The 18,777-nt window shown below is 70.1% G+C and carries 16 protein-coding genes and 1 pseudogene; 6 read left to right on the top strand and 11 right to left on the bottom strand.

The annotated features are described in order from the left end of the window. Positions 1 to 202: 202 nt before the first annotated feature. From A5758_RS02795 to rfbA, 5 genes are all read left to right on the top strand, one after another. Positions 203 to 397, top strand: coding sequence for a hypothetical protein (locus A5758_RS02795; RefSeq protein ID WP_197503709.1), 195 nt, complete (start codon positions 203 to 205; stop codon positions 395 to 397). A gap of 87 nt (positions 398 to 484) precedes the next feature. Beyond that, complete coding sequence (locus A5758_RS02800) at positions 485 to 1,810, top strand: UDP-glucose/GDP-mannose dehydrogenase family protein (protein WP_067736191.1); 1,326 nt, start codon at positions 485 to 487, stop codon at positions 1,808 to 1,810. Between the two features lie 44 nt (positions 1,811 to 1,854). Beyond that, on the top strand, positions 1,855 to 2,610 hold the full coding sequence (locus tag A5758_RS02805) for a maleylpyruvate isomerase family mycothiol-dependent enzyme (protein ID WP_067736193.1): 756 nt from the start codon (positions 1,855 to 1,857) through the stop codon (positions 2,608 to 2,610). Between the two features lie 35 nt (positions 2,611 to 2,645). Then, a complete protein-coding gene (locus tag A5758_RS02810) occupies positions 2,646 to 3,020 on the top strand; it encodes a nuclear transport factor 2 family protein (protein WP_067212654.1) in 375 nt (124 codons plus the stop codon). A 22-nt stretch (positions 3,021 to 3,042) separates the two neighbouring features. Next, positions 3,043 to 3,918, top strand: a complete 876-nt coding sequence (gene rfbA / locus A5758_RS02815) for a glucose-1-phosphate thymidylyltransferase RfbA (protein WP_067212658.1) — start codon at positions 3,043 to 3,045, stop codon at positions 3,916 to 3,918. Here rfbA and A5758_RS02820 read toward each other — a convergent pair. From A5758_RS02820 to A5758_RS26450, 7 genes and pseudogenes are all read right to left on the bottom strand, one after another. After that, positions 3,860 to 5,137, bottom strand: a complete 1,278-nt coding sequence (locus A5758_RS02820) for a YibE/F family protein (protein WP_067736195.1) — start codon at positions 5,135 to 5,137, stop codon at positions 3,860 to 3,862. The genes rfbA and A5758_RS02820 overlap by 59 nt on opposite strands. A gap of 26 nt (positions 5,138 to 5,163) precedes the next feature. Further along, positions 5,164 to 6,453: a pyridoxal phosphate-dependent aminotransferase gene (locus A5758_RS02825; RefSeq protein WP_067212665.1), complete on the bottom strand. Its 1,290-nt coding sequence runs from the start codon at positions 6,451 to 6,453 to the stop codon at positions 5,164 to 5,166. 32 nt (positions 6,454 to 6,485) lie between these two features. After that, positions 6,486 to 9,470 carry a (Fe-S)-binding protein gene (locus A5758_RS02830; protein WP_067736197.1) on the bottom strand — a complete coding sequence of 995 codons (2,985 nt, stop codon included), beginning with the start codon at positions 9,468 to 9,470 and terminating at the stop codon, positions 6,486 to 6,488. Between the two features lie 184 nt (positions 9,471 to 9,654). Beyond that, entirely contained in the window at positions 9,655 to 11,370 is a 1,716-nt protein-coding gene (locus A5758_RS02835; protein WP_067736199.1) for an Hsp70 family protein, read from the bottom strand. A 55-nt stretch (positions 11,371 to 11,425) separates the two neighbouring features. Then, complete coding sequence (locus A5758_RS02840) at positions 11,426 to 11,944, bottom strand: hypothetical protein (RefSeq protein WP_067736201.1); 519 nt, start codon at positions 11,942 to 11,944, stop codon at positions 11,426 to 11,428. Positions 11,945 to 11,990: 46 nt separating this feature from the next. Next, complete coding sequence (gene murQ / locus A5758_RS26445) at positions 11,991 to 12,902, bottom strand: N-acetylmuramic acid 6-phosphate etherase (RefSeq protein WP_067736390.1); 912 nt, start codon at positions 12,900 to 12,902, stop codon at positions 11,991 to 11,993. Positions 12,903 to 13,040: 138 nt separating this feature from the next. Then, a pseudogene (locus A5758_RS26450) lies at positions 13,041 to 13,718 on the bottom strand (BadF/BadG/BcrA/BcrD ATPase family protein); the annotation flags it as partial. A gap of 47 nt (positions 13,719 to 13,765) precedes the next feature. Here A5758_RS26450 and A5758_RS02850 point away from each other — a divergent pair. Then, entirely contained in the window at positions 13,766 to 14,296 is a 531-nt protein-coding gene (locus A5758_RS02850) for a DUF488 family protein (RefSeq protein ID WP_067736392.1), read from the top strand. A gap of 48 nt (positions 14,297 to 14,344) precedes the next feature. Here the strand turns inward: A5758_RS02850 and A5758_RS02855 are convergent, their stop codons facing one another. The 4 genes from A5758_RS02855 to A5758_RS02870 all read right to left on the bottom strand — a co-directional run bounded on the left by A5758_RS02855 (position 14,345) and on the right by A5758_RS02870 (position 18,741). Beyond that, positions 14,345 to 14,893, bottom strand: coding sequence for a hypothetical protein (locus tag A5758_RS02855; protein WP_369816367.1), 549 nt, complete (start codon positions 14,891 to 14,893; stop codon positions 14,345 to 14,347). 149 nt (positions 14,894 to 15,042) lie between these two features. After that, positions 15,043 to 15,528 (bottom strand): (2Fe-2S)-binding protein, encoded by a 486-nt coding sequence (locus tag A5758_RS02860; protein ID WP_067736204.1) that lies wholly within the window; start codon positions 15,526 to 15,528, stop codon positions 15,043 to 15,045. Beyond that, positions 15,521 to 16,405 carry a xanthine dehydrogenase family protein subunit M gene (locus tag A5758_RS02865; protein ID WP_067736207.1) on the bottom strand — a complete coding sequence of 295 codons (885 nt, stop codon included), beginning with the start codon at positions 16,403 to 16,405 and terminating at the stop codon, positions 15,521 to 15,523. The genes A5758_RS02860 and A5758_RS02865 overlap by 8 nt, the downstream gene beginning before the upstream one ends. Continuing rightward, complete coding sequence (locus A5758_RS02870) at positions 16,402 to 18,741, bottom strand: xanthine dehydrogenase family protein molybdopterin-binding subunit (RefSeq protein ID WP_067736211.1); 2,340 nt, start codon at positions 18,739 to 18,741, stop codon at positions 16,402 to 16,404. The genes A5758_RS02865 and A5758_RS02870 overlap by 4 nt, the downstream gene beginning before the upstream one ends. Positions 18,742 to 18,777 lie beyond the last annotated feature (36 nt).

Consider the following 18,777-nt stretch of genomic DNA (forward strand, 5'->3'; position numbering starts at 1 on the left):
CCCCCCCCCCCCCCCCCCCCCCCCCCCCCCCCCCCCCTTTTTTTTTTCAAGCAGAAGACGGCATACGACCTGTCTTAGGGTCTCGTGGGCTCGGAGATGTGTATAAGAGACAGCTCCCGTCCCGGTTCCCGAGGCCCCGGCGCCTGCCCCGATTCCGGTCGCGCCGGCTCCCCCACCGCCACCCGCGGTGGCGCCAATTCCGGTGCCGATTCCGCTGCCGATACCGGGCATCGGTGGACCGGTCATCGGCGGGCCGCCCGGCGGCGGCTTCGGCGGCGGCCACGGCGGCGGTGACGAAGGGCCGCGAGGCGGCGGTGGCGGGATCCCCGGCATTCCGGGCTTCGGCGGCGGCCACGGCGGTTTCGGCGGTGGTCACGGCGGGTTCGGCCGCCACTAGTCGCACGGGGCCACCTGTCATCTGTCGTTTGCCTCCCGCTCAGCGGGGCGATGCAGTTAGCTCATCGCGGCGACCTACACCGGTTATATGCGATGCACCGTCTTCGGCACCGGTTACCTGGGTGCCACCCACGCGGTCGGAATGGCGGAACTGGGACACGAGGTCGTCGGGGTCGACATCGACCCGGGCAAGGTCGCCAAGCTCGCCGGCGGTGACATTCCCTTCTACGAGCCCGGCCTGCGCAAGCTGCTGACGAAGAACCTGGCAACGGGGCGACTGCGGTTCACCACCGACTACGACATGGCGGCCGAGTTCGCCGACGTGCATTTCCTCGGGGTGGGCACGCCACAGAAGAAGGGCGAGTACGGGGCCGACCTGAGCCACGTCTACGCCGTCATCGACGCGCTGGTGCCGCGGCTGACGAGATCGTCGGTGCTCGTGGGGAAATCGACCGTTCCGGTGGGAACCGCGGCCGAGCTGAACACCCGGGCGTCCGCGCTGACGCCACGCGGGGTCAACGTCGAGATCGCCTGGAACCCCGAGTTCCTGCGCGAGGGCTACGCGGTGCACGACACCCTGCATCCGGACCGCATCGTCCTTGGGGTCCAACAGGATTCGACACGGCCCGAGACGGCGGTCCGCGAACTCTACGGCCCGCTGCTCGCTGAGGGCGTGCCCTTCCTGGTGACGGACCTGCAAACCGCGGAGCTGGTCAAGGTTTCCGCCAACGCCTTTCTGGCGACCAAGATTTCGTTCATCAACGCCATCTCCGAGGTATGCGAGGCCGCGGGCGCCGACGTCAGCGTGCTGGCCGACGCGCTCGGCTACGACCCGCGCATCGGCCGCCAATTCCTCAACGCCGGTTTGGGTTTCGGCGGCGGCTGCCTGCCCAAAGACATCCGCGCCTTCATGGCCCGCGCCGGCGAACTGGGAGCCGACCAGGCGCTGACCTTCCTGCGCGAGGTCGACAGCATCAACATGCGCCGGCGCACCCGGATGGTGGAGCTCGCCAGCGCTGCCTGCGGCGGGTCGCTGCTCGGCGCGAACATCGCCGTGCTCGGCGCGGCGTTCAAGCCCGAATCCGACGACGTGCGCGACTCGCCCGCGCTCAACGTCGCGGGCCAGCTGCAGCTCAACGGCGCCGCGGTCAACGTGTACGACCCCAAGGCGCTGGACAACGCGCAGCGGCTGTTCCCGACGCTGAATTACGCGGTCTCGGTTGAGGAGGCGTGTGATCGCGCCGACGCGGTGCTCGTCCTCACCGAGTGGCGCCAATTCATCGACCTCGACCCCGGCGACCTGGCCGACCGCGTGCGGGCCCGGGTCGTCGTCGACGGCCGCAACTGCCTCGATGCCGCCCGCTGGAAGCAGGCGGGCTGGCGGTTGTTCCGGTTGGGCGCCCCGCGGCCTTAGCAGGCCGCTCGGAGGTGAGGACGCCGGCGAGTAGCCTGACCCGCGTGGACTATGCCGGTGCATTCCTGGAAGAGAACCGCGCATTTTCGGAGCTTTTCCGCGATGCCGACCAGTCCAGGCCCGTGCCGACCTGCCCGGGGTGGAACCTGGGCCAGCTCCTGCGCCACGTGGGCCGGGGCGACCGCTGGGCGGCGCAGATCGTGCGCGACCGGCTCGAGGAGTTCCTCGACCCCCGATCCGTCGAGGGCGGCAAGCCGCCACCCGATCCGGCCGACGCGATCTCCTGGCTGCACGGCGGCGCGCAGCGGCTGGTCGACGCCGTCGAGCTGACGGGTGTGGAAACGCCGGTGTGGACCTTTCTCGGCTCCCGCCCGGCGAACTGGTGGATCCGCCGCCGCCTGAACGAGGTGGCGGTGCATCGGGCCGACGCGGCCATCGCGCTGGGCGCCGATTTCACGCTGGATACCGACATCGCCGCCGACGCGATCACCGAATGGCTCGAGCGCGTCGCGATCCAGGCCGGCGGCGACGGGGCGGCGCTCCCGATCGAGGGCGGAAACACCCTGCACCTGCATGCCACCGACCCCGGGTTCGGCGAAGCCGGCGAGTGGACCATCGGTGTCGACGAGGGCCGGATCACCTGGTCGCACGAGCACGGCAAGGGCACCGCGGCGTTGCGGGGCGGCGCGACCGAGCTGCTGCTGGCCATCCTGCGCCGGGTGCCGCTCGCCGACACGGGCATTCAGTTGTTCGGCGACGAGGCGGTGTGGCAGAACTGGCTGGACCGCACCCCGCTCTAGCCACAGCGGCGGGCACACACGGTAACTTGCAACACATGACCACTTCGGAGATCGCCACCGTCCTGGCATGGCACGACGCGCTCAATGCCGCCGACCTGGAAACGCTGGTCGCGTTGTCCAGCGACGACATCGAGATCGGCGACGCGCACGGGGCCGCGCAGGGGCACGAGGCGCTGCGCGGGTGGGCCGCCTCCCGCCACGCGACGGCCGAACTCGGCCGGATGTACGTGCACAACGGGGTCGTCGTCGTCGAACAGAAGGTCAGCGCCCCGGACAATCCCGGGGCCGTGACAACCGCCGCGTCGGCATTCCGCGTGGTCCACGACCACGTCACGTCCGTGTTCCGGCACGACGATCTGGCATCGGCGCTGGCGGCGACCGAACTCACCGAGAACGACCTCGTCAACTAAGCGTGGAATAGGGGAGCCACTCATGCGCGGGATCATCTTGGCCGGCGGCTCGGGCACACGCCTGCATCCGATCACCGTGGGCATCAGCAAGCAGTTGCTTCCGGTGTACGACAAACCGATGGTCTACTACCCGCTGTCCACCCTGATGATGGCGGGGATCCAGGACATTCTGGTGATCACCACCCCGCACGACGCGGCGGGCTTTCAGCGGCTCCTGGGTGACGGCTCGCAATTCGGGATCAACATCAGCTACGTGACGCAGCAGAGTCCCGACGGTCTGGCCCAGGCCTTTGTCCTGGGCGCCGACCACATCGGCAACGACTCGGTGTCGTTGGTGCTGGGCGACAACATCTTCTACGGCCCGGGGCTGGGCACCAGCCTGAGCCGCTTCCAAAACATCAGCGGCGGAGCGGTTTTCGCCTACTGGGTGGCCAACCCGTCGGAGTACGGCGTCGTCGAGTTCAGTGACGACGGCACGGCACTGTCGCTGGAGGAGAAACCCAAGACACCGAAGTCCAATTACGCGGTGCCGGGCTTGTACTTCTACGACAACGACGTGATCGAGATCGCCAAGGGCCTGAAGAAATCGGCGCGCGGTGAATACGAGATCACCGAGGTCAACCAGATCTATCTCAACCGAGGGCAGCTCTCGGTCGAGGTGATGGCCCGCGGAACGGCGTGGCTGGACACCGGCACGTTCGACTCCCTGCTGGACGCCAGCGACTTCGTGCGCACGCTGGAACGACGGCAGGGCCTGAAGGTCAGCGTTCCCGAGGAAGTGGCATGGCAGCAGGGCTGGATCACCGACGAGCAGTTGGCCGAGCGCGCCCGCACCCTGCTCAAGTCCGGGTACGGCGGCTATCTGCTGGATCTGTTGGAGCGGAGCCGATTTCACTAGGCTTTGCCAGCGCCGCGGCGATCGCCGTCGTCAGCGGCACCGACAGCGCCAGCGCAATGCCGCCCACCGCCGACCGCGCGATCTCGATGGCCACACTCTCGCTGGTCAGCACGTCGGTCAACGAGCGGTTGGCCACGCTGAACAGCAGCAGTAGCGGCAGCGAGCTGCCGGCGTAGGCCAGCACCAGCGTGTACACCGTGCTCGCGATGTGGTCGCGTCCAACTCGGATGGCGCCCAGGAAGATCGCGCGCCGCGAGCCACCGAGGTGGGCGAGCTCGAACACCGTCGACGCCTGCGTCACCGTCACATCGTTGAGCACGCCGAGCGACCCGATGATGAAGCCGGCGAGCAGCAGACCGCTGATCGACACGTTGCCCAGGTACGCGCTGACGGTGGCGTTCTGGTCATCCGACAACCCCGTCAGATGGGCTAATTGTATTGCCGCCCAGGACAATCCCGCAGCCAGCAGCAGCGAAGTCAGGGTGCCCAGCAGCGCGGCGCTGGTCCGCAGACTCACGCCGTGCGCCAGATAGATGACGGCGTAGAGGATGGCCGCCGCGGCCACCAGGGCCACCGGAACCGCGGGTGCGCCGTCGCGCAACGCAGGCAGCAAGAACGCCACCAGGACCACGAATGCGACCCCGATGCCCACCAGCGCCAGCAGTCCCCGCCAGCGCGCCACGGCGATGATCACCACCGCGAACGCGATGGCCAGTGCGACCAATGACCAGCCACGTTCGAAGTCGTAGAACGCGTAGCTGGTGGCGCCTTGATCGTCGACCTGCCGGACGAGCCGAATGTGATCTCCCACCGCGAATTTCGGCTGGCCCGGGCCGGGGGAGGACTCCAGCAACGTGTTGGCGCCCGCGTTGGGCCCGGAATCGATGGCCACCTGGGTCAGCACGCACCGCCCCGCGCCCGGCGGCGCCGGCTGCGGCGAGGTGGTGAGCACCTGGCTGACCGACGGGCTGCCGCAGTCACCCACGCCGCTGGACAGCACGTGCCCGGCCTGCGTGCTCACGGCGCCGCCGGCTGCGTTCTGGAAGGGCATGGGGATGGCGACGTGCTGCCGGCTGGGCCACAGCGCGATGGCGCCACCCAGGACCGCCACCCCGATCGCCACCAGCAGCCCGACGACGATCCTAGCGGGCAGCGACTCAACCGGGGCGGGTCCGGACAGGCTGTGTGAATGCGAGTGCGAGTGCGTCACCCGGTCCACCGTAGAGGCGCCGGCTGCGAAGATGCTTACTGGCGATAGCCGACCAGGAAGTTGCCCAGCCGCTCGATCGCCGCGGCCAGGTCGCGGGCCCACGGCAGCGTCACGATGCGCAGGTGATCCGGTGCCGGCCAATTGAATCCGGTGCCCTGGGTGACCAGGATCTTCTCCTGCAGCAGCAGGTCGAGGACGAGCTGTTCGTCGTCGGTGATGTCGTAGACCTCGGGGTCCAGCCGGGGGAAGGCGTACAGCGCGCCCTCGGGTTTGACGCAGGACACCCCGGGAATCTCGTTGAGTTTCTCCCAGGCGACGTCGCGCTGTTCGAGCAGCCGCCCGCCGGGCAGCACCAGGTCTTCGATGCTCTGGTGGCCACCGAGGGCCACCTGGATCCCGTGCTGGGCCGGGACGTTGGGGCATAGCCGCATGTTGGCCAGCAGGTTGATGCCCTCGATGAAGCTCTCGGCGTGGTCCTTGGGGCCGGTGATCGCCAGCCAGCCCGCGCGGTAGCCGGCAACCCGGTAGGCCTTGGACAGCCCGTTGAACGTGAGGCACAACATGTCGTGGGCCAGCGAGGCCACGTTGATGTGCTTGGCGTCGTCGTAGAGGATCTTGTCGTAGATCTCGTCGGCGAGCAGCAGCAGTTCGTGCTTGCGCGCCAGTTCCACCATCTGGGTGAGGACCTCGCGGCTGTAGACCGCGCCGGTCGGGTTGTTGGGGTTGATGATGACCAGCGCCTTGGTGCGCTCGGTGATCTTGGACTCCAGGTCGGCGATGTCGGGCTGCCACGCCTGCGTCTCGTCGCACAGGTAGTGCACGGGCGTGCCGCCGGCCAGCGACGTCGACGCCGTCCACAGCGGGTAGTCCGGCGACGGGATCAACACTTCGTCGCCGTTGTCGAGCAGGGCCTGCAGCGTCATCGTGATCAGCTCGGAGCACCCGTTGCCCAGGTAGACGTCGTCGACGTCGAAGCGGGGGAAGCCCTCGACCAACTCGTAGCGGGTGACCACCGCCCGGCGCGCGGGCAGGATGCCCTGCGAGTCGGAGTAGCCCTGCGCGTACGGCAGCGCCTGGATCATGTCGCGCATGATCACGTCGGGCGCCTCGAAGCCGAACGGCGCCGGGTTGCCGATGTTGAGCTTGAGGATGCGGTGCCCTTCGGCCTCCAGTCGCGCGGCATGCTGGTGCACCGGGCCGCGGATCTCGTACAGAACGCCCTGAAGCTTGGACGACTGCGCGAAGACACGCTGCCGGTGGTGAGCGGACGCGTTCAGGGGCAGCTGGTGAGTGGTCACGTCATCAATGGTGCCACTTGTGTCCACCCAAATTTGCTGTCAAGCCGTAAAATCCCAGGTCAGCGCTTGCCCGGCGGACGGGCCCCACGCGCGATACCCAGCCCCTTCACCGGCGGGCCGGACGGTGCGTCGGCGCTGTCGGTCTCCTTTGCCGGCTCCGCTTTCGGCGCTGGCTCGGGCTCGGCTTCTTCGGGCTGGGCCTCGGCCTTGGGTGCCTCGGCGGCCGGCGCGGCCTTCTTGGCGCCGGGTCGTTTCGCCCCGGCCGCGATGCCCAGGCCCTTGACCGGCGCCGCGGGCGCCTTGTCGCCGGGCTCGTCCTGGGCCTTGCCTTCGTCGGCGGGGGTTTCGGCCTTCGGCGCGGCCTCCGCCTTGGGTGCCTCGGCGGCCGGCGCGGCCTTCTTGGCGCCGGGTCGCTTGGCCCCGGCGGCGATGCCCAATCCCTTGGCCGGGGCGGCAGGCGCCGCGGGAGACTCCGCAGGCGCCTCCGTCTTGGCTTCGGCCTGGGCCGGCGCCGCCTTCTTGGCGCCGGGCTTCTTGGCGCCGCCGGCGATGCCCAGCCCCTTGGCGGGCGCGGCGGGCGCTGCGGACGCGGAGGCCTCGGCCTTGCCGTCAGCGGCGGGCTCGGCGGCCTTCTTGCCGGGCTTCTTGGCGCCGCCGGCGATGCCCAGCCCCTTGACGGGCGCCGCGGGCGCGGCCTCGGACTTGGGGGCGGCCTCGGCGGGCGCCTCCTCGGTCTCCTTGGCCGGTGCCTCGACGGTGGCGGTGGCCTTGGGTGCCTGAGCCGCCCGCTTCTCCGCCTCCTTGGCGGCCGTGCCCTTTTCCGGCAGCGTCGCCTTGTCGTACTCGAGGGACCCGAGCAGCACCTGGGCGACGTCGAGCACCTCGACCCCGCTGCGGCCGGCCTCTTCCTGCCGGTCGTTGACGCCGTCGGTGACCATCACCCGGCAGAACGGGCAGCCGGTCGCGATGGTGGATGCCCCGGTGGCCAGTGCCTCGTCGACGCGCTCGTGGTTGATCCGCTTGCCGATGTGCTCTTCCATCCACATCCGCGCGCCGCCCGCGCCGCAGCAGAAGCTGCGCTCGGCGTGGCGCGGCATCTCGGTGAGCGTTGCCCCCGCGGCCCCGATCAGCTCGCGCGGCGCCTCGTAGACCTTGTTGTGCCGTCCCAGGTAGCAGGGGTCGTGATAGGTGATGTCCTGAGAAACAGGGGTCACCGGCACCAGCTTGTTGTCGCGGATCAGCCGGTTCAGCAGCTGCGTGTGGTGCAGCACCGAGTAGTTCGAGCCCAGCTGCCGGTATTCGCGGCCCAGAGTGTTGAAGCAGTGCGGGCAGGTGACGACGATCTTGCGGTCGACGGTCTCCACGCCCTCGAACACCCCGTCCAGGGTCTCGACGGCCTGGGCGGCCAGCTGCTGGAAGAGGAACTCGTTGCCCGAGCGGCGCGCGGAGTCGCCGTTGCAGGTTTCGCCGGTGCCCAGCACCAGGTACTTCACCCCGGCGATGGCCAGCAGTTCCGCGACGGCCTTGGTGGTCTTCTTGGCCTTGTCGTCGTAGGCGCCGGCGCAGCCGACCCAGAACAGGTACTCGAAGCCGTCGAAGCTGTCCACGTCCTCGCCGTAGACGGGAACGTCGAAGTCCACCTCGTCGATCCAGTTGGTCCGGTCGGACGCGTTCTGGCCCCACGGGTTGGACTTGGTTTCCAGGTTCTTGAACAGCACCGACAGTTCCGAGGGGAACTCCGATTCCATCATCACCTGGTAGCGGCGCATGTCGATGATGTGGTCGACGTGCTCGATGTCCACCGGGCACTGCTCGACGCACGCGCCGCAGGACACACAGGACCACAGCACGTCGGGGTCGATGACGCCGCCGTGTTCGGCGGTGCCGACCAGCGGGCGGGTGGCCTGCTCCGGGCCGGAGCCCATGACGCGGCCGAAGCCCGACTCCGGGACGTGGTGCGCCTCGGCGTGCTTCTCGCCGGCCAGTTCCTCGCCGATCCCGCCTTCCGGCGTGTTTTCGGCGGGCGATTCCTTATCCCCGAGGATGTAGGGCGCCTTGGCCATCCAATGATCGCGCAGGTCCATGATGACGAGCTTGGGAGACAGCGGCTTGCCGGTGTTCCAGGCCGGGCACTGCGACTGGCAGCGACCGCATTCGGTACAGGTGGCGAAGTCCAGCATGGCCTTCCAGCTGAAGTCCTCGATCTTGCCGCGGCCGAACTCGGCGTCGTCGGGCGGGTTTTCGAAGTCGATCGGCTTGCCGTCGGCCTCGATCGGCAGCAGCGGGCCCAGCCCGTCGGGCAACCGCTTGAAGATGACGTTGATCGGCGCCGTGAAGATGTGCAGGTGCTTGGAGTGCAGCACGATGATGAGGAAGCCCAGCATGACGGCGATGTGCAGCAGCAGGGCCGTGGTCTCGATGATCTCGTTGGCCGGCTGGCCGAGCGGGCGCAGGATCGCCCCGAAGAGCTGAGACAGGAAGGCGCCGTTGCCGTAGGGCAGCGTGCCGTTGTTGACCGCCGACCCGCGGACCAGGACGTAGGTCCAGATGACGTTGAAGATCATGAACAACACCAGCCACGCGCCGCCGGTGTGTGAGCCGTAGAACCGTGACGAGCGGCCGATCTCGCGCGGGCTGCGCATGAGCCGAATGATGGCGAACGTGGTGATGCCGAGGAAGACGGCGGTCGCAAAGAAGTCCTGCAGGAAGCCCAGCGCGTCCCAGCGCCCGATGATCGGGATGTGGAAGTTGTCCTGGAACAGCAGACCGTAGGCCTCGATGTAGACCGTGAGCAGGATGAAGAAGCCCCACATGGTGAAGAAGTGCGCCAGGCCGGGGATCGACCATTTGAGCAGGCGGCGCTGCCCGAAGACCTCGGAGAGCTCGGCCCAGATTCGCTTGCCGGGCTCGTCGGTGTGCCCCGAAGCGGGCTTTCCGGACGTGATCAGCTTGAACAGCCACAGGACCCGTCGTCCGGCGAGCGCGGCCACGACCAGCGTCATGCCCATGCCCACGATGAGTCTGATCAGCATCTGCGTGGTCACAGAAGGTCTCCCCAATGCATCTTTGAATCAGCCTGCGAATTGTTTGCCTGCTTAGCCCTGCTCATAGTTACATCTCCGCAGCTTTCGCCGCGAGAAAGGCTGCCCTAACTTAGAAGTCCGCCGGCGTCCGTGGCCTGCGTTGTTAGCGAGCCCGGTGTGACCCTCATCGCCGCGACCGGCCGCGTCAGCCCCGCGGTACGAAGGGCGGCAGGAGCGGCCGGAACCGGGTCGTCGTGGGGGGTGCGGCCGTGGTGGTCGCCTGCGACGTCGTGGGCGGCGCGGTGGTCGTCGTCGGCGGGGGCGTCGTCGTGGTGGTCGGCGGCGGCGTCGTGGTGGTGGTGGTGGTGGTCGGCGGCTCGGTTGTCGTGGTGGTCGGCGGCTGCTCGGACGACGACGACGGCGGCGGCGGTGGCGGCGGGAGGACCGTCTCGGTGGTGCTGCCGTTCGGCTGGGTGATGGTCACGGTTTGCGACGTTTGCGGGGGAGCCGGCGTGTTCGGCGGGGTGGTGTTGACCGGGTGGGACTTGGGGCGGCCGAGGGTCAGGGCCAGCACGATGGCTACCAGCACCGCCGCCGCCGCCCCCGCCACCAACAGGACCAGCGCGGTGCGTTTGTACCAGGGCAGCGGGCCCTCTTCCGCGGCGTAGCGATCGCCGTCCGCGTAGCCCGAATCCGTTGCCTCCCGGGAGTACTCGCCCGTGGCGTCGCGCCCGGTGTAGGGCACCGGCTCGTCGCCGCCGTCGACGTCCTGGGACCAGGCCAGGGCACCGTCAACATCGGTGGCCTGGGCGGCCGACGCGGCCTGGGTCATGTCGATGCCGGCGGTGCCGACCATCTCGGTCGGCGTTTCCACGACGGCGCCCGCGGCGGTCGGGACGCCGGCCGACGTCTGCTGCTCACCGAGCGCCGCCGCTCCGATGGCTGCGCTGACCGCGGGCTGCGGTGGGGTGTGCACCGGCACCTGAAAACGCTCCGACAGCCGCGCTGCGAGCAGCGGGATGCCGGCGCCGCCGCCGACCGCCGCCACGGCGGCCAGCCTGCCCCTCGCAATTCCGTTGCGGCGCAACGCTTCTTCTAGGGTGCCCAGGAAGCGGTCCAGCGGTTCGGAGATCAGTTGCTCCAGCTCGGCTCGGGACAGCTGCGCGTTCGCACCCGGAGCCAGCGCGACGGAGGCCGTCGCGGCGGTCGACAGTTGCTCCTTGGCGCGCCGGCATTCACCGAGCAGGCGGCTCTGCGAGCCCATCCGGACGGTGCTGCCCAGGTCGGCCATGGTGTCGTCGGAGGCCCGCAGGCGGCCGAGCACGAGCTGATCGATCGCGTCGCCGGAGAAATCGGCGGATCGCACCGTCGGGCCGACGCGGGTGAAGTTGGACCCGGCGTCCATCAGGGTGACACTGGTGCCGCTGGCGCCGAAATCGCACAGCGCGACGACGCCGGCGGACGGGAATCCCGGTCTGCCGCGCAGCGCCGCGAGCGCGGCGGTGGCGTCGGACACCAGCACCGGCGCCACACCACCGCGGGCGAGATCCGGCTGGGCGAAGAATTCCTCACGCAGCGCGGTGAACTGGGCGTCGGACCAGTACGCGGGGACGGCAATGGTGATCGGGGTGCCGTAGCCGACGGTGCGGGCCATGGCCTCGATCGCCTCGACCGTCAGCACCTCCCCGAGGTACTTCGTCCCGTCGGCAGCCACCAGGGGGGACCGGTCGCCGACGCGCTCGACGAATCCGCGCAGCACCATTCCGTTTTCGGTCAGATTCGGGTTTTCCTCCGGCAGGCCAACTTCGGTCGGCCGGCCTTCGAAGAGCGTCAATACGGCGCTGCGGACCACCGGCGGCCTGCCCGCGCGGGCAGCCACCAGGTTGGCCGCCCCAATCGACAGCCCGAGCGACTCGCTCATGCCCCGCACCCCACTTCCGATCGCCCGGTGGTCCTCACCATAGCGGCCGACGGGGTCAGCGCAGGCCGGGCGGGACCGTGATCGCCGTGGGCACCCCCGGAATCGTGATCACCGAGGGCACCTGCGGCAGGTGATGCTTATGCGTTGGTTCCTGCTGACTCGGCTGGCGCGTGGGCTGCTGCGTCGGCTGCTGTGCCGGCGCCTCGACGGCGCTGCTGGTGGTCGGCGTCGTGGTGGTGGTCGGCGCGGTCGTGGTGGTGGTGGTCGTCGTCGTGCTCGTGCGGCTGGTGCTCGGGGACGGGCTGGTGCCTTGTCCACCCTGCAGCAGCTCGGTGATGCCGTACACGATCAGCGCGATCAAGATCGCGACGAACACCAGCCAGGCGATGAGCAGCGGGGGCTTGCGATACCACGGAGTGGGTTCGGCCTCCAGGTCGTCGAACGCTTCGGGCTGCTCGAACCCCTCGGGCGGGTTCGCCGGGGGTTCGCCGGTGGTCGGCTGCTCAGCGACGCCGTAGTCGGCATGCCGGGTCGCCTGTTCGTGGAAGTCGTCGGGTGGGCCGTTGCGTGCCACGGCACCGATGGTACTGACACCACCTGCCAGCCTCCCGAGCGCGCCTTCAGAACGTGTTGACCTTGTCGAGCGCGTCCCGGACGCGTCCCCGCGCCCGGTCGAGCCGGGCGGCGGCCTCGGCCGCGTCGACGCCGGCGAGCAACGCGACGATCGCGGTCTTGGCATGACCGCCCGCGGCGGCGAGCGCGCCGGCCGCGGTTTCCTCGTCGGCACCGGCCGCGTCGCGCACGATGCGCACCGCGCGGCGGCGCAGCTTCGCGTTGGTCGCGCGCACGTCGACCATCCGCGGTCCGTAGGCCTTGCCGAGCCCGATCATCACGCTCGTCGAGAGCGCGTTGAGTACGACCTTCTGCGCCGTTCCCGCGGTCAGCCGGGTGGATCCGGCGAGAACCTCAGGGCCGGTGAGCAATTCGATCACCACATCGGCAGATGCCGCGCTGCCCGCGTTGTTGACGATCGCGACCGTCAGCGCGCCCGCCGCACGCGCGTGCTCGAGCGCCCCGAGCACGTACGGCGTGCGGCCCGACGCCGTGATCCCGACGAGCGCGTCGGCGGCGGTCAGGTCGGCGAGATCGGTTGGCTCAAAGGCGTCTTCGGCGCCCTCGATCGCCCCGGTCAGCGCCGCCGGCCCGCCGGCAATCACACCGCGCACGAGGTCGGTGTCGAACGTGGGCGCGCACTCGGCCGCGTCGAGCACACCGAGCCGCCCGGGAGTTCCGGCGCCGGCATAGATCAGCCGGCCGCCGTGCTCGAGCCGCGCGGCGATCGCCTCGGCCGCCGCCGCGATCCGCGGGACCGCCGCCGCCACCGCGGCATGCGCCTCGCCTTCGGCGGCGACGAGCAGCGCGACGACCTCCCCGATGGGGCGCGCGTCGAGGTCGAGCAGGCCCGGACGCTCGGCTTCGGTGGCGAGCGCGTCGAGTCCTTGCGCGGCAGAGGTTTTCGGTACCGCCTGCACGCGGATCACGAGGGGCTCGTGGATCGCCCCCAGCCGCAGCGCCCCGTCGAGCGGGTCGCCGACGGTGGGGACGAGGTCGAGCTTCTCGCGCAGCGCTTTGAACCCGGCCAGGCCGCCGACCATCGCGACCGGGCCATTCCCGGCCGCGCGAGCGGTCGCGGCGAGCGCCTCAGCCGCCGCGCCGACGATCGCCAGCGCGGCGGCGTCGCCCTGCGCAGCGAGGACGTCGGGTGCGAAGGACGCGAGCCCGGCGGCATCGGTGAGCTGCGCGGGCCAGGTCTCCGGCGCGCCGAAGCGGGCGCGGGCGGCGTCGAGCAGCGTGGTGGACGGGCCGCGGCCGTCGTGCGCGCACAGCGCCGCGCGCAGCCCGGCGGCGCCGATCCACGCGCCGCCGCCCTCGTCGCCCAGCCACGGGCCCCAGCCGTCGGCAGTCCGCAGCGCGCCGTCCGCGTCGATCGCGAGCGCCACGACTCCGGTGCCCGCGATCAGCACGACGCCCGGCTCCCCGTTCAGCGCGCCGGCATGCGCGATCACGGCGTCGCTGGTCACCGCGACGCGCTCCGCCCGCAGCGAGGCCAGCAGCGCATCGCCCAGCGCACGCGCCGCGTCCGGCGCCGCCAGCGCCCCGGCGGCGCCCACGATCACCTCGTCGACCGCGCCGAGCCGGCGTGCGACGTTCAGGATCGCCGCCTCCGCGGCCCGCACGCCGCCGGGCGCCGCGAGCCCGGGCGCGCCCGGCCCCTCCGCCCTGCGGCCGCATGCCGAAGCCCGGCACGACGTCTTACCCAAGTCGACGGCGAGGATCACCGCACCCATCCTTTATCGGCCCGGGCCATGTGTCGACCGCCGGGCAGACTGGTCTGGTGGAGCGGGCGTTGCTGACCGTGGGGCACGGGACAGCCGGCCGTGAGCGGCTAGGGGAGTTGCTTGCCGGCGCCGGAGTTGCGCTGGTGGTGGATGTGCGGCGATATCCGGCCAGCCGGACGAATCCGGACGTGCGGCGGGAGGCCCTGGAATGCTGGCTGCCCGAACGCGGCATCGACTACCGGTGGGAGCCTCGCCTGGGCGGGCGGCGTCATGTCGCGGCCGGAGAACTGGAGCCGGACAGCTGGTGGACGGTCGCCGCATTCCGGGCGTACGCCGCATACACCCGGACGCCGGAGTTCGACACCGCGCTGGACGAGGTCCTGGCCGACGCCGCCCGGCGCACCACCGCGGTGATGTGTAGCGAGAGCGTCTGGTGGCGCTGTCACCGGCGGCTGATCGCCGATGTAGCAGAGCTCGGTCGCGCGGTGCCGGTGCGACACCTCATGCCGGACGGCCGCCTCAGCCCACACCGCCCCGCCGCCGGTGCTCGCCGCCGCCCCGACGGCCACCTGGTATGGGATGGCTGAGTTGGTCGGGCCACCCGGCACGGCGGTCGCCGGTCCGGACTTCGGCCGTCAGAAGGTGTTGACCTTGTCGACGCTGACGAACATGCCGTGCCCGGTGCGGTCGTTCGTGAAACGGGTGCCGTCGGGGGTGGCGTTGATCGTCCAGCCCGCGGCGTTGTAGGTCTTGTAGTCGATCTGGACGGTCGGGATGGCGCCCAGGTTTCCGAGCACCCACTGGACCTTGCCGCCGGAGTCCACGCTGACGCCGTTGGCGTGCTCGCCGTCCTGCATGGGGGAATTGGTGAACGGCGCCTCGCAGCCGACGGTGGCCTTATTGATCTGGCAGCGTGTGGTTCCCGACTTGGTTTCGATGAACACGTAACCGTTCTGGTCGGGTGGGAGCGGGATGGCGCCGGCCGGTGCGGTCGGGTTGGCCGGCGTCGTCGGCAGGCCGGGGGCCGGGCTGGCGGTGGGCGCCGGCGACGACACGCTGGGCCTGGGGGTGGGGAACGTGGGCTCGACCGGACCCGCGCCCGGCGCGGCGACGGGCCGGCCCGCGATGGTGGACGAACAGGCGTCGATCAGCGCGGGACTGATCAGCACCGGCGCGATCAGCAGGGATCCACCGGCAAGGCTCCACCGTGCCCTCTGGGAAAACCGCACGCGCAACTCCCGATTATCAGCAATATCGGGACATCAGATTACGCGTGAAGTGACGAAAACCCCGGTAACCGCGCACCTGTCGATGCGGCCCCGATGGTGAAGCTTTACCGCTGCGTGACCGATTGCGTCTCGGCGGCGCGTTGCGCGGCCGCGACGATGCCCTGGTAGCCGGTGCACCGGCAGAAGTTGCCCGACAGGCCTTCCCGGATCTCGTGGTCGCTGGGGTCGGGGTTGTCGCGCAGCAGCGCGGTCAGCGACATCACGAAACCCGGCGTGCAGAAGCCGCATTGCAGCCCGTGGCATTCCCGCAGCGCCGACTGCACGGGCGAGAGGGTGCCGTCCGGTGCGGCGACACCTTCGACCGTCGTCACCTCGGACCCGTCGGCCTGCACCGCGAACATGAGGCACGAGCGCACGGCCTCGCCGTCCAGCAGCACCGTGCACGCCCCGCACGCCCCGTGCTCGCAGCCCAGGTGCGTTCCGGTCAGCCCGCACTTGTCGCGTAGGAAGTCCGCCAGCGTCATCCGCGGTTCCACCCCGGCCGTGATCGGAGTTCCGTTGACGGACAGCTCGATTGGGTGTTCACGCATTGCTTGCCCCCAGGGCTTCGGCTATCGCTTGTGTCCACGCCCGCGCGGCCATGGTGGCGCCGACCTTCAACCGGTAGGACGCCGACCCTTGCAGGTCGTTCGGAATGTCGTCGAGCCCGCTCATCGCGGCCTCGCCGATCTCCTCGGGCACCAGCTCGCCGACCGGCCTGCCCACGGCGGCGACCTCGGCCGCCGTCGCGCGCCGGACCGTGGACCCCATGCCCAGCAGCCCGACCGCGCAGCGCGACACCCGGTCGCGATCGTCGAGCTGGACGGCGACCAGGGCGCCGGCGATCGCGAAATCGCCGTGCCGCCGCGAGAATTCCTCGACGGCGAACCCGGACCTGCCGTCCCACACGGGGAACCGCACCCCGGTCAGCACCTCATCGGAATCCATGGTGGTCTCCCACACCCCGGCGAAGAAGTCGGCCGCCGCGATCTCGCGGCGCCCGCGTGGCGACTGGACCTCCATCACCGCATCCAGGGTCAGGGCGACCGCTGGGTATTCGCCGGCGGCGTCGGCATGGGCAATCGACCCGCCGAGGGTGCCCCGGTTGCGGATCTGAAAATGCCCGACGAACGGCGTCACCCGGGTCAACAGCGGAACCGCTTGGCGCACTTGCTCGTCGGCGCCGACGGTGGCCTCGGTGGTGCCCGCGCCGATCCACAGTTCTGAGCCCCTGCGCTCGATGCCCTGCAGCTCGGGCAGCCGGGAGATGTCGATCAGATGGTCGAAGTAGGCCAGCCGCATCGCCAGCATCGGCACCAGGCTCTGGCCGCCGGCAAGGATTTTCGCGTCGTCGCCCAGTTCGGCCAGCAGGCCCACGGCGTCGTCGACGGTGTCGGGGCGGTGGTATTCGAACGCGGACGGTTTCACCGTTCCCCCCGTTCCAGCTGGGCGGCGATCGACGCCGGGCTGGCCGGCAGCCGGGTGATCGTCACACCCAGCGGTGCGAGCGCGTCGTTGATGGCGTTGATCACCGCAGGCACCGAGCCGATGGCCCCGCCCTCGCCGGCGCCCTTGTAGCCGCCGGGCCCCGGCCCGGGAATCTCGACGTGACCGAATTCGATCGGCGGCACCTCGGTGGCCGTGGGCAGCAGGTAGTCGACGAAAGTCGTTGTCAGCGGGTTGCCGTCGTCGTCGTAGACCATGTCCTCCATCAGGGCGCCGCCGATGCCTTGCACCGTTCCGCCGGCGATCTGGCCCTCGACGACCGACGGGTTGATCATCGGCCCGACGTCCTCGCTGACGATGTAGCGCAGCAGCGTCACCTTGCCGGTCGCCACGTCCACCTCACAGGTGCAGGCGTGGGTCGCGTTGGACCAGTGGATGGGGTTGGTCGAGTTGAACCGGGCGGTCGCCTCCAGGTTGGCCGACATTCCCGGTGGCAGCTGCTGCGGCGAGTAGTACGCCACGTACGCCAGCTCGCCGAAGGACACCGACTTGGCCGGGTCACCGCGGACGCTGGCCACCGAAAACCCAAGCTCCACTTCCGATTCCGCGACCTTGAGGTGGTGCGCGGCCAACGCCACGATCTTCTCGCGCAGGATGGCGCCCGCCTCGCTGACCGCCCCCGCGGTCATCGGCGCGCTGCGGCTGCCCTGCGTGCCGGCCCCGTAGGGGGTGACCGCGGTGTCGCCCTGGATGGTGGCCACGTCGTCGATGTCGGCGCCCAGCGCGTCCGCGGTCAACTGGACGACGGTGGTCTCGATGCTGTTCCCGCTCGAGCCGCCGTTGACGTACACGTTGATCTTGCCGGTCGGCTCCATGCGGATGGTGGCGCCTTCGGTGGCCAGGTGGCCGGTAGCGGCGCCGGTCGGCTCGATGTAGGCCGAGAAGCCAAGGCCCAGATAGCGGCCCCGCGCCAGCGCCTCGGCTTGCTCTTTGCGAAACCCTTCGTGGTCAAGGATTTTCACCGCCTGCTCGAGGGTTTCGATCGGGGCGACGTGGTCGTACGGCATGCCGTTGGGGTTGACGTACGGCATCTCGTCGCGGCGCAACAGGTTTCGGCGGCGCAGCTCCACCGGGTCGATGTTCATCTTGCGGGCGGCGATGTCGAGCAGGATCTCGCGCGCCAGCGTCTCGTACTGCCACGGGCCGCGATAGGCGGCCAGGCCGCTGGTGTTGGAGAACACCGTCTTGTAGTTGAAGCTGGCCTTGGGCACCCGGTAGGGGCCCGGGAAGAACATCCCGATGGCGGCCGTGGTCAGCACCGGATACGGCGTCGGGTAGGCGCCGATGTCCTGGACGAAGTCGATGTCCGCGGCCGCGATGTTGCCCTCGGCGTCGAAAGCCATGCGCGCGGTGCCGTCGACGTGCCGGGCCTGCCCGGCCGACATCAGGTTCTCGCGCCGGTCCTCGATCCACTTCAGCGCCGTCGGCACCTTGCGCGCGGCCAGCATGATGCACATGTCCTCGCGCATCGGGACGACCTTCTGGCCGAAGCCGCCGCCGGTGTCACGCATGATGACCCGAACACGTTGCGCCGCAATGCCTAACAGGCGGGCGCAGAACGCCCGCAGTTCGTGTGGGGTCTGGGTGGACGCCCAAATGGTGAGTTCTCCGGTGGCGGCCGTCCATTCGACGACCAGGCCGCGGGTCTCGATCGGCACCGGTGCGTAGATCTGCTGATAGATGTGCTCTTTGACGACGCACGGCGCGTTGGCGAACAGCTCCTCGTCCGGCGGGGCTCCGCCCATCCCGCCGGCGACGTTGTTCGGGTAGGCGTCGTGCACCAGCACATCGCAGTCCTGGGCCCGGGTGAAGTCGCTGACCGCGGGCAGCGGCTCGTAGTCCACGTCGACGAGTTCCAGCGCGTCCTCGGCGATGTAGCGGCTCTCGGCGACGATGAGCGCGACGGGGTCGCCGACGAACTTGGCCTCGCCCTCGGCCAGCGGCGGCCGCGGGGTGTCCGGCATGTCCTTGCCGGCGACGGCGTGCCACGCCTCTTTCACGTCCGGGTTGAGGTCGTCGGCGGTGAACACGGCGCGCACGCCGGGCAGCGCGAGGGCGGCCGAGGCGTCGATGCCGTTGATGCGCGCCCGCGCGAACGGGCTGCGCACGAAGCAGGCGTGCAGCATGCCCGGCCGCGAGATGTCGTCGACGAAGCTGCCGCGGCCGGTCAGCAGCCGGCCGTCCTCCACCCGTTGGACGCGGGTGCCGGCGTACCGGGGCGCCGGGGTGACGGCCTGCCCTTGTACGTCCTGACTCATGACGCTCCATCCGATGCCGGTGCATAGCGAAGTTAT

Source organism: Mycobacterium sp. 852014-50255_SCH5639931, assembly GCF_001665605.1.
Classification (GTDB): domain Bacteria; phylum Actinomycetota; class Actinomycetes; order Mycobacteriales; family Mycobacteriaceae; genus Mycobacterium; species Mycobacterium paraffinicum.

What these genes read in the sequence shown, in the direction of transcription:
- rfbA (WP_067212658.1), top strand. Translation starts at nt 3,043, where the DNA reads ATGCGCGGGATCATCTTGGCCGGCGGCTCGGGCACACGCCTGCATCCG.
- A5758_RS02870 (WP_067736211.1), bottom strand. Translation starts at nt 18,741, where the DNA reads ATGAGTCAGGACGTACAAGGGCAGGCCGTCACCCCGGCGCCCCGGTAC.
- A5758_RS02835 (WP_067736199.1), bottom strand. Translation starts at nt 11,370, where the DNA reads ATGAGCGAGTCGCTCGGGCTGTCGATTGGGGCGGCCAACCTGGTGGCT.
- A5758_RS02810 (WP_067212654.1), top strand. Translation starts at nt 2,646, where the DNA reads ATGACCACTTCGGAGATCGCCACCGTCCTGGCATGGCACGACGCGCTC.
- A5758_RS02860 (WP_067736204.1), bottom strand. Translation starts at nt 15,528, where the DNA reads ATGCGTGAACACCCAATCGAGCTGTCCGTCAACGGAACTCCGATCACG.
- A5758_RS02800 (WP_067736191.1), top strand. Translation starts at nt 485, where the DNA reads ATGCGATGCACCGTCTTCGGCACCGGTTACCTGGGTGCCACCCACGCG.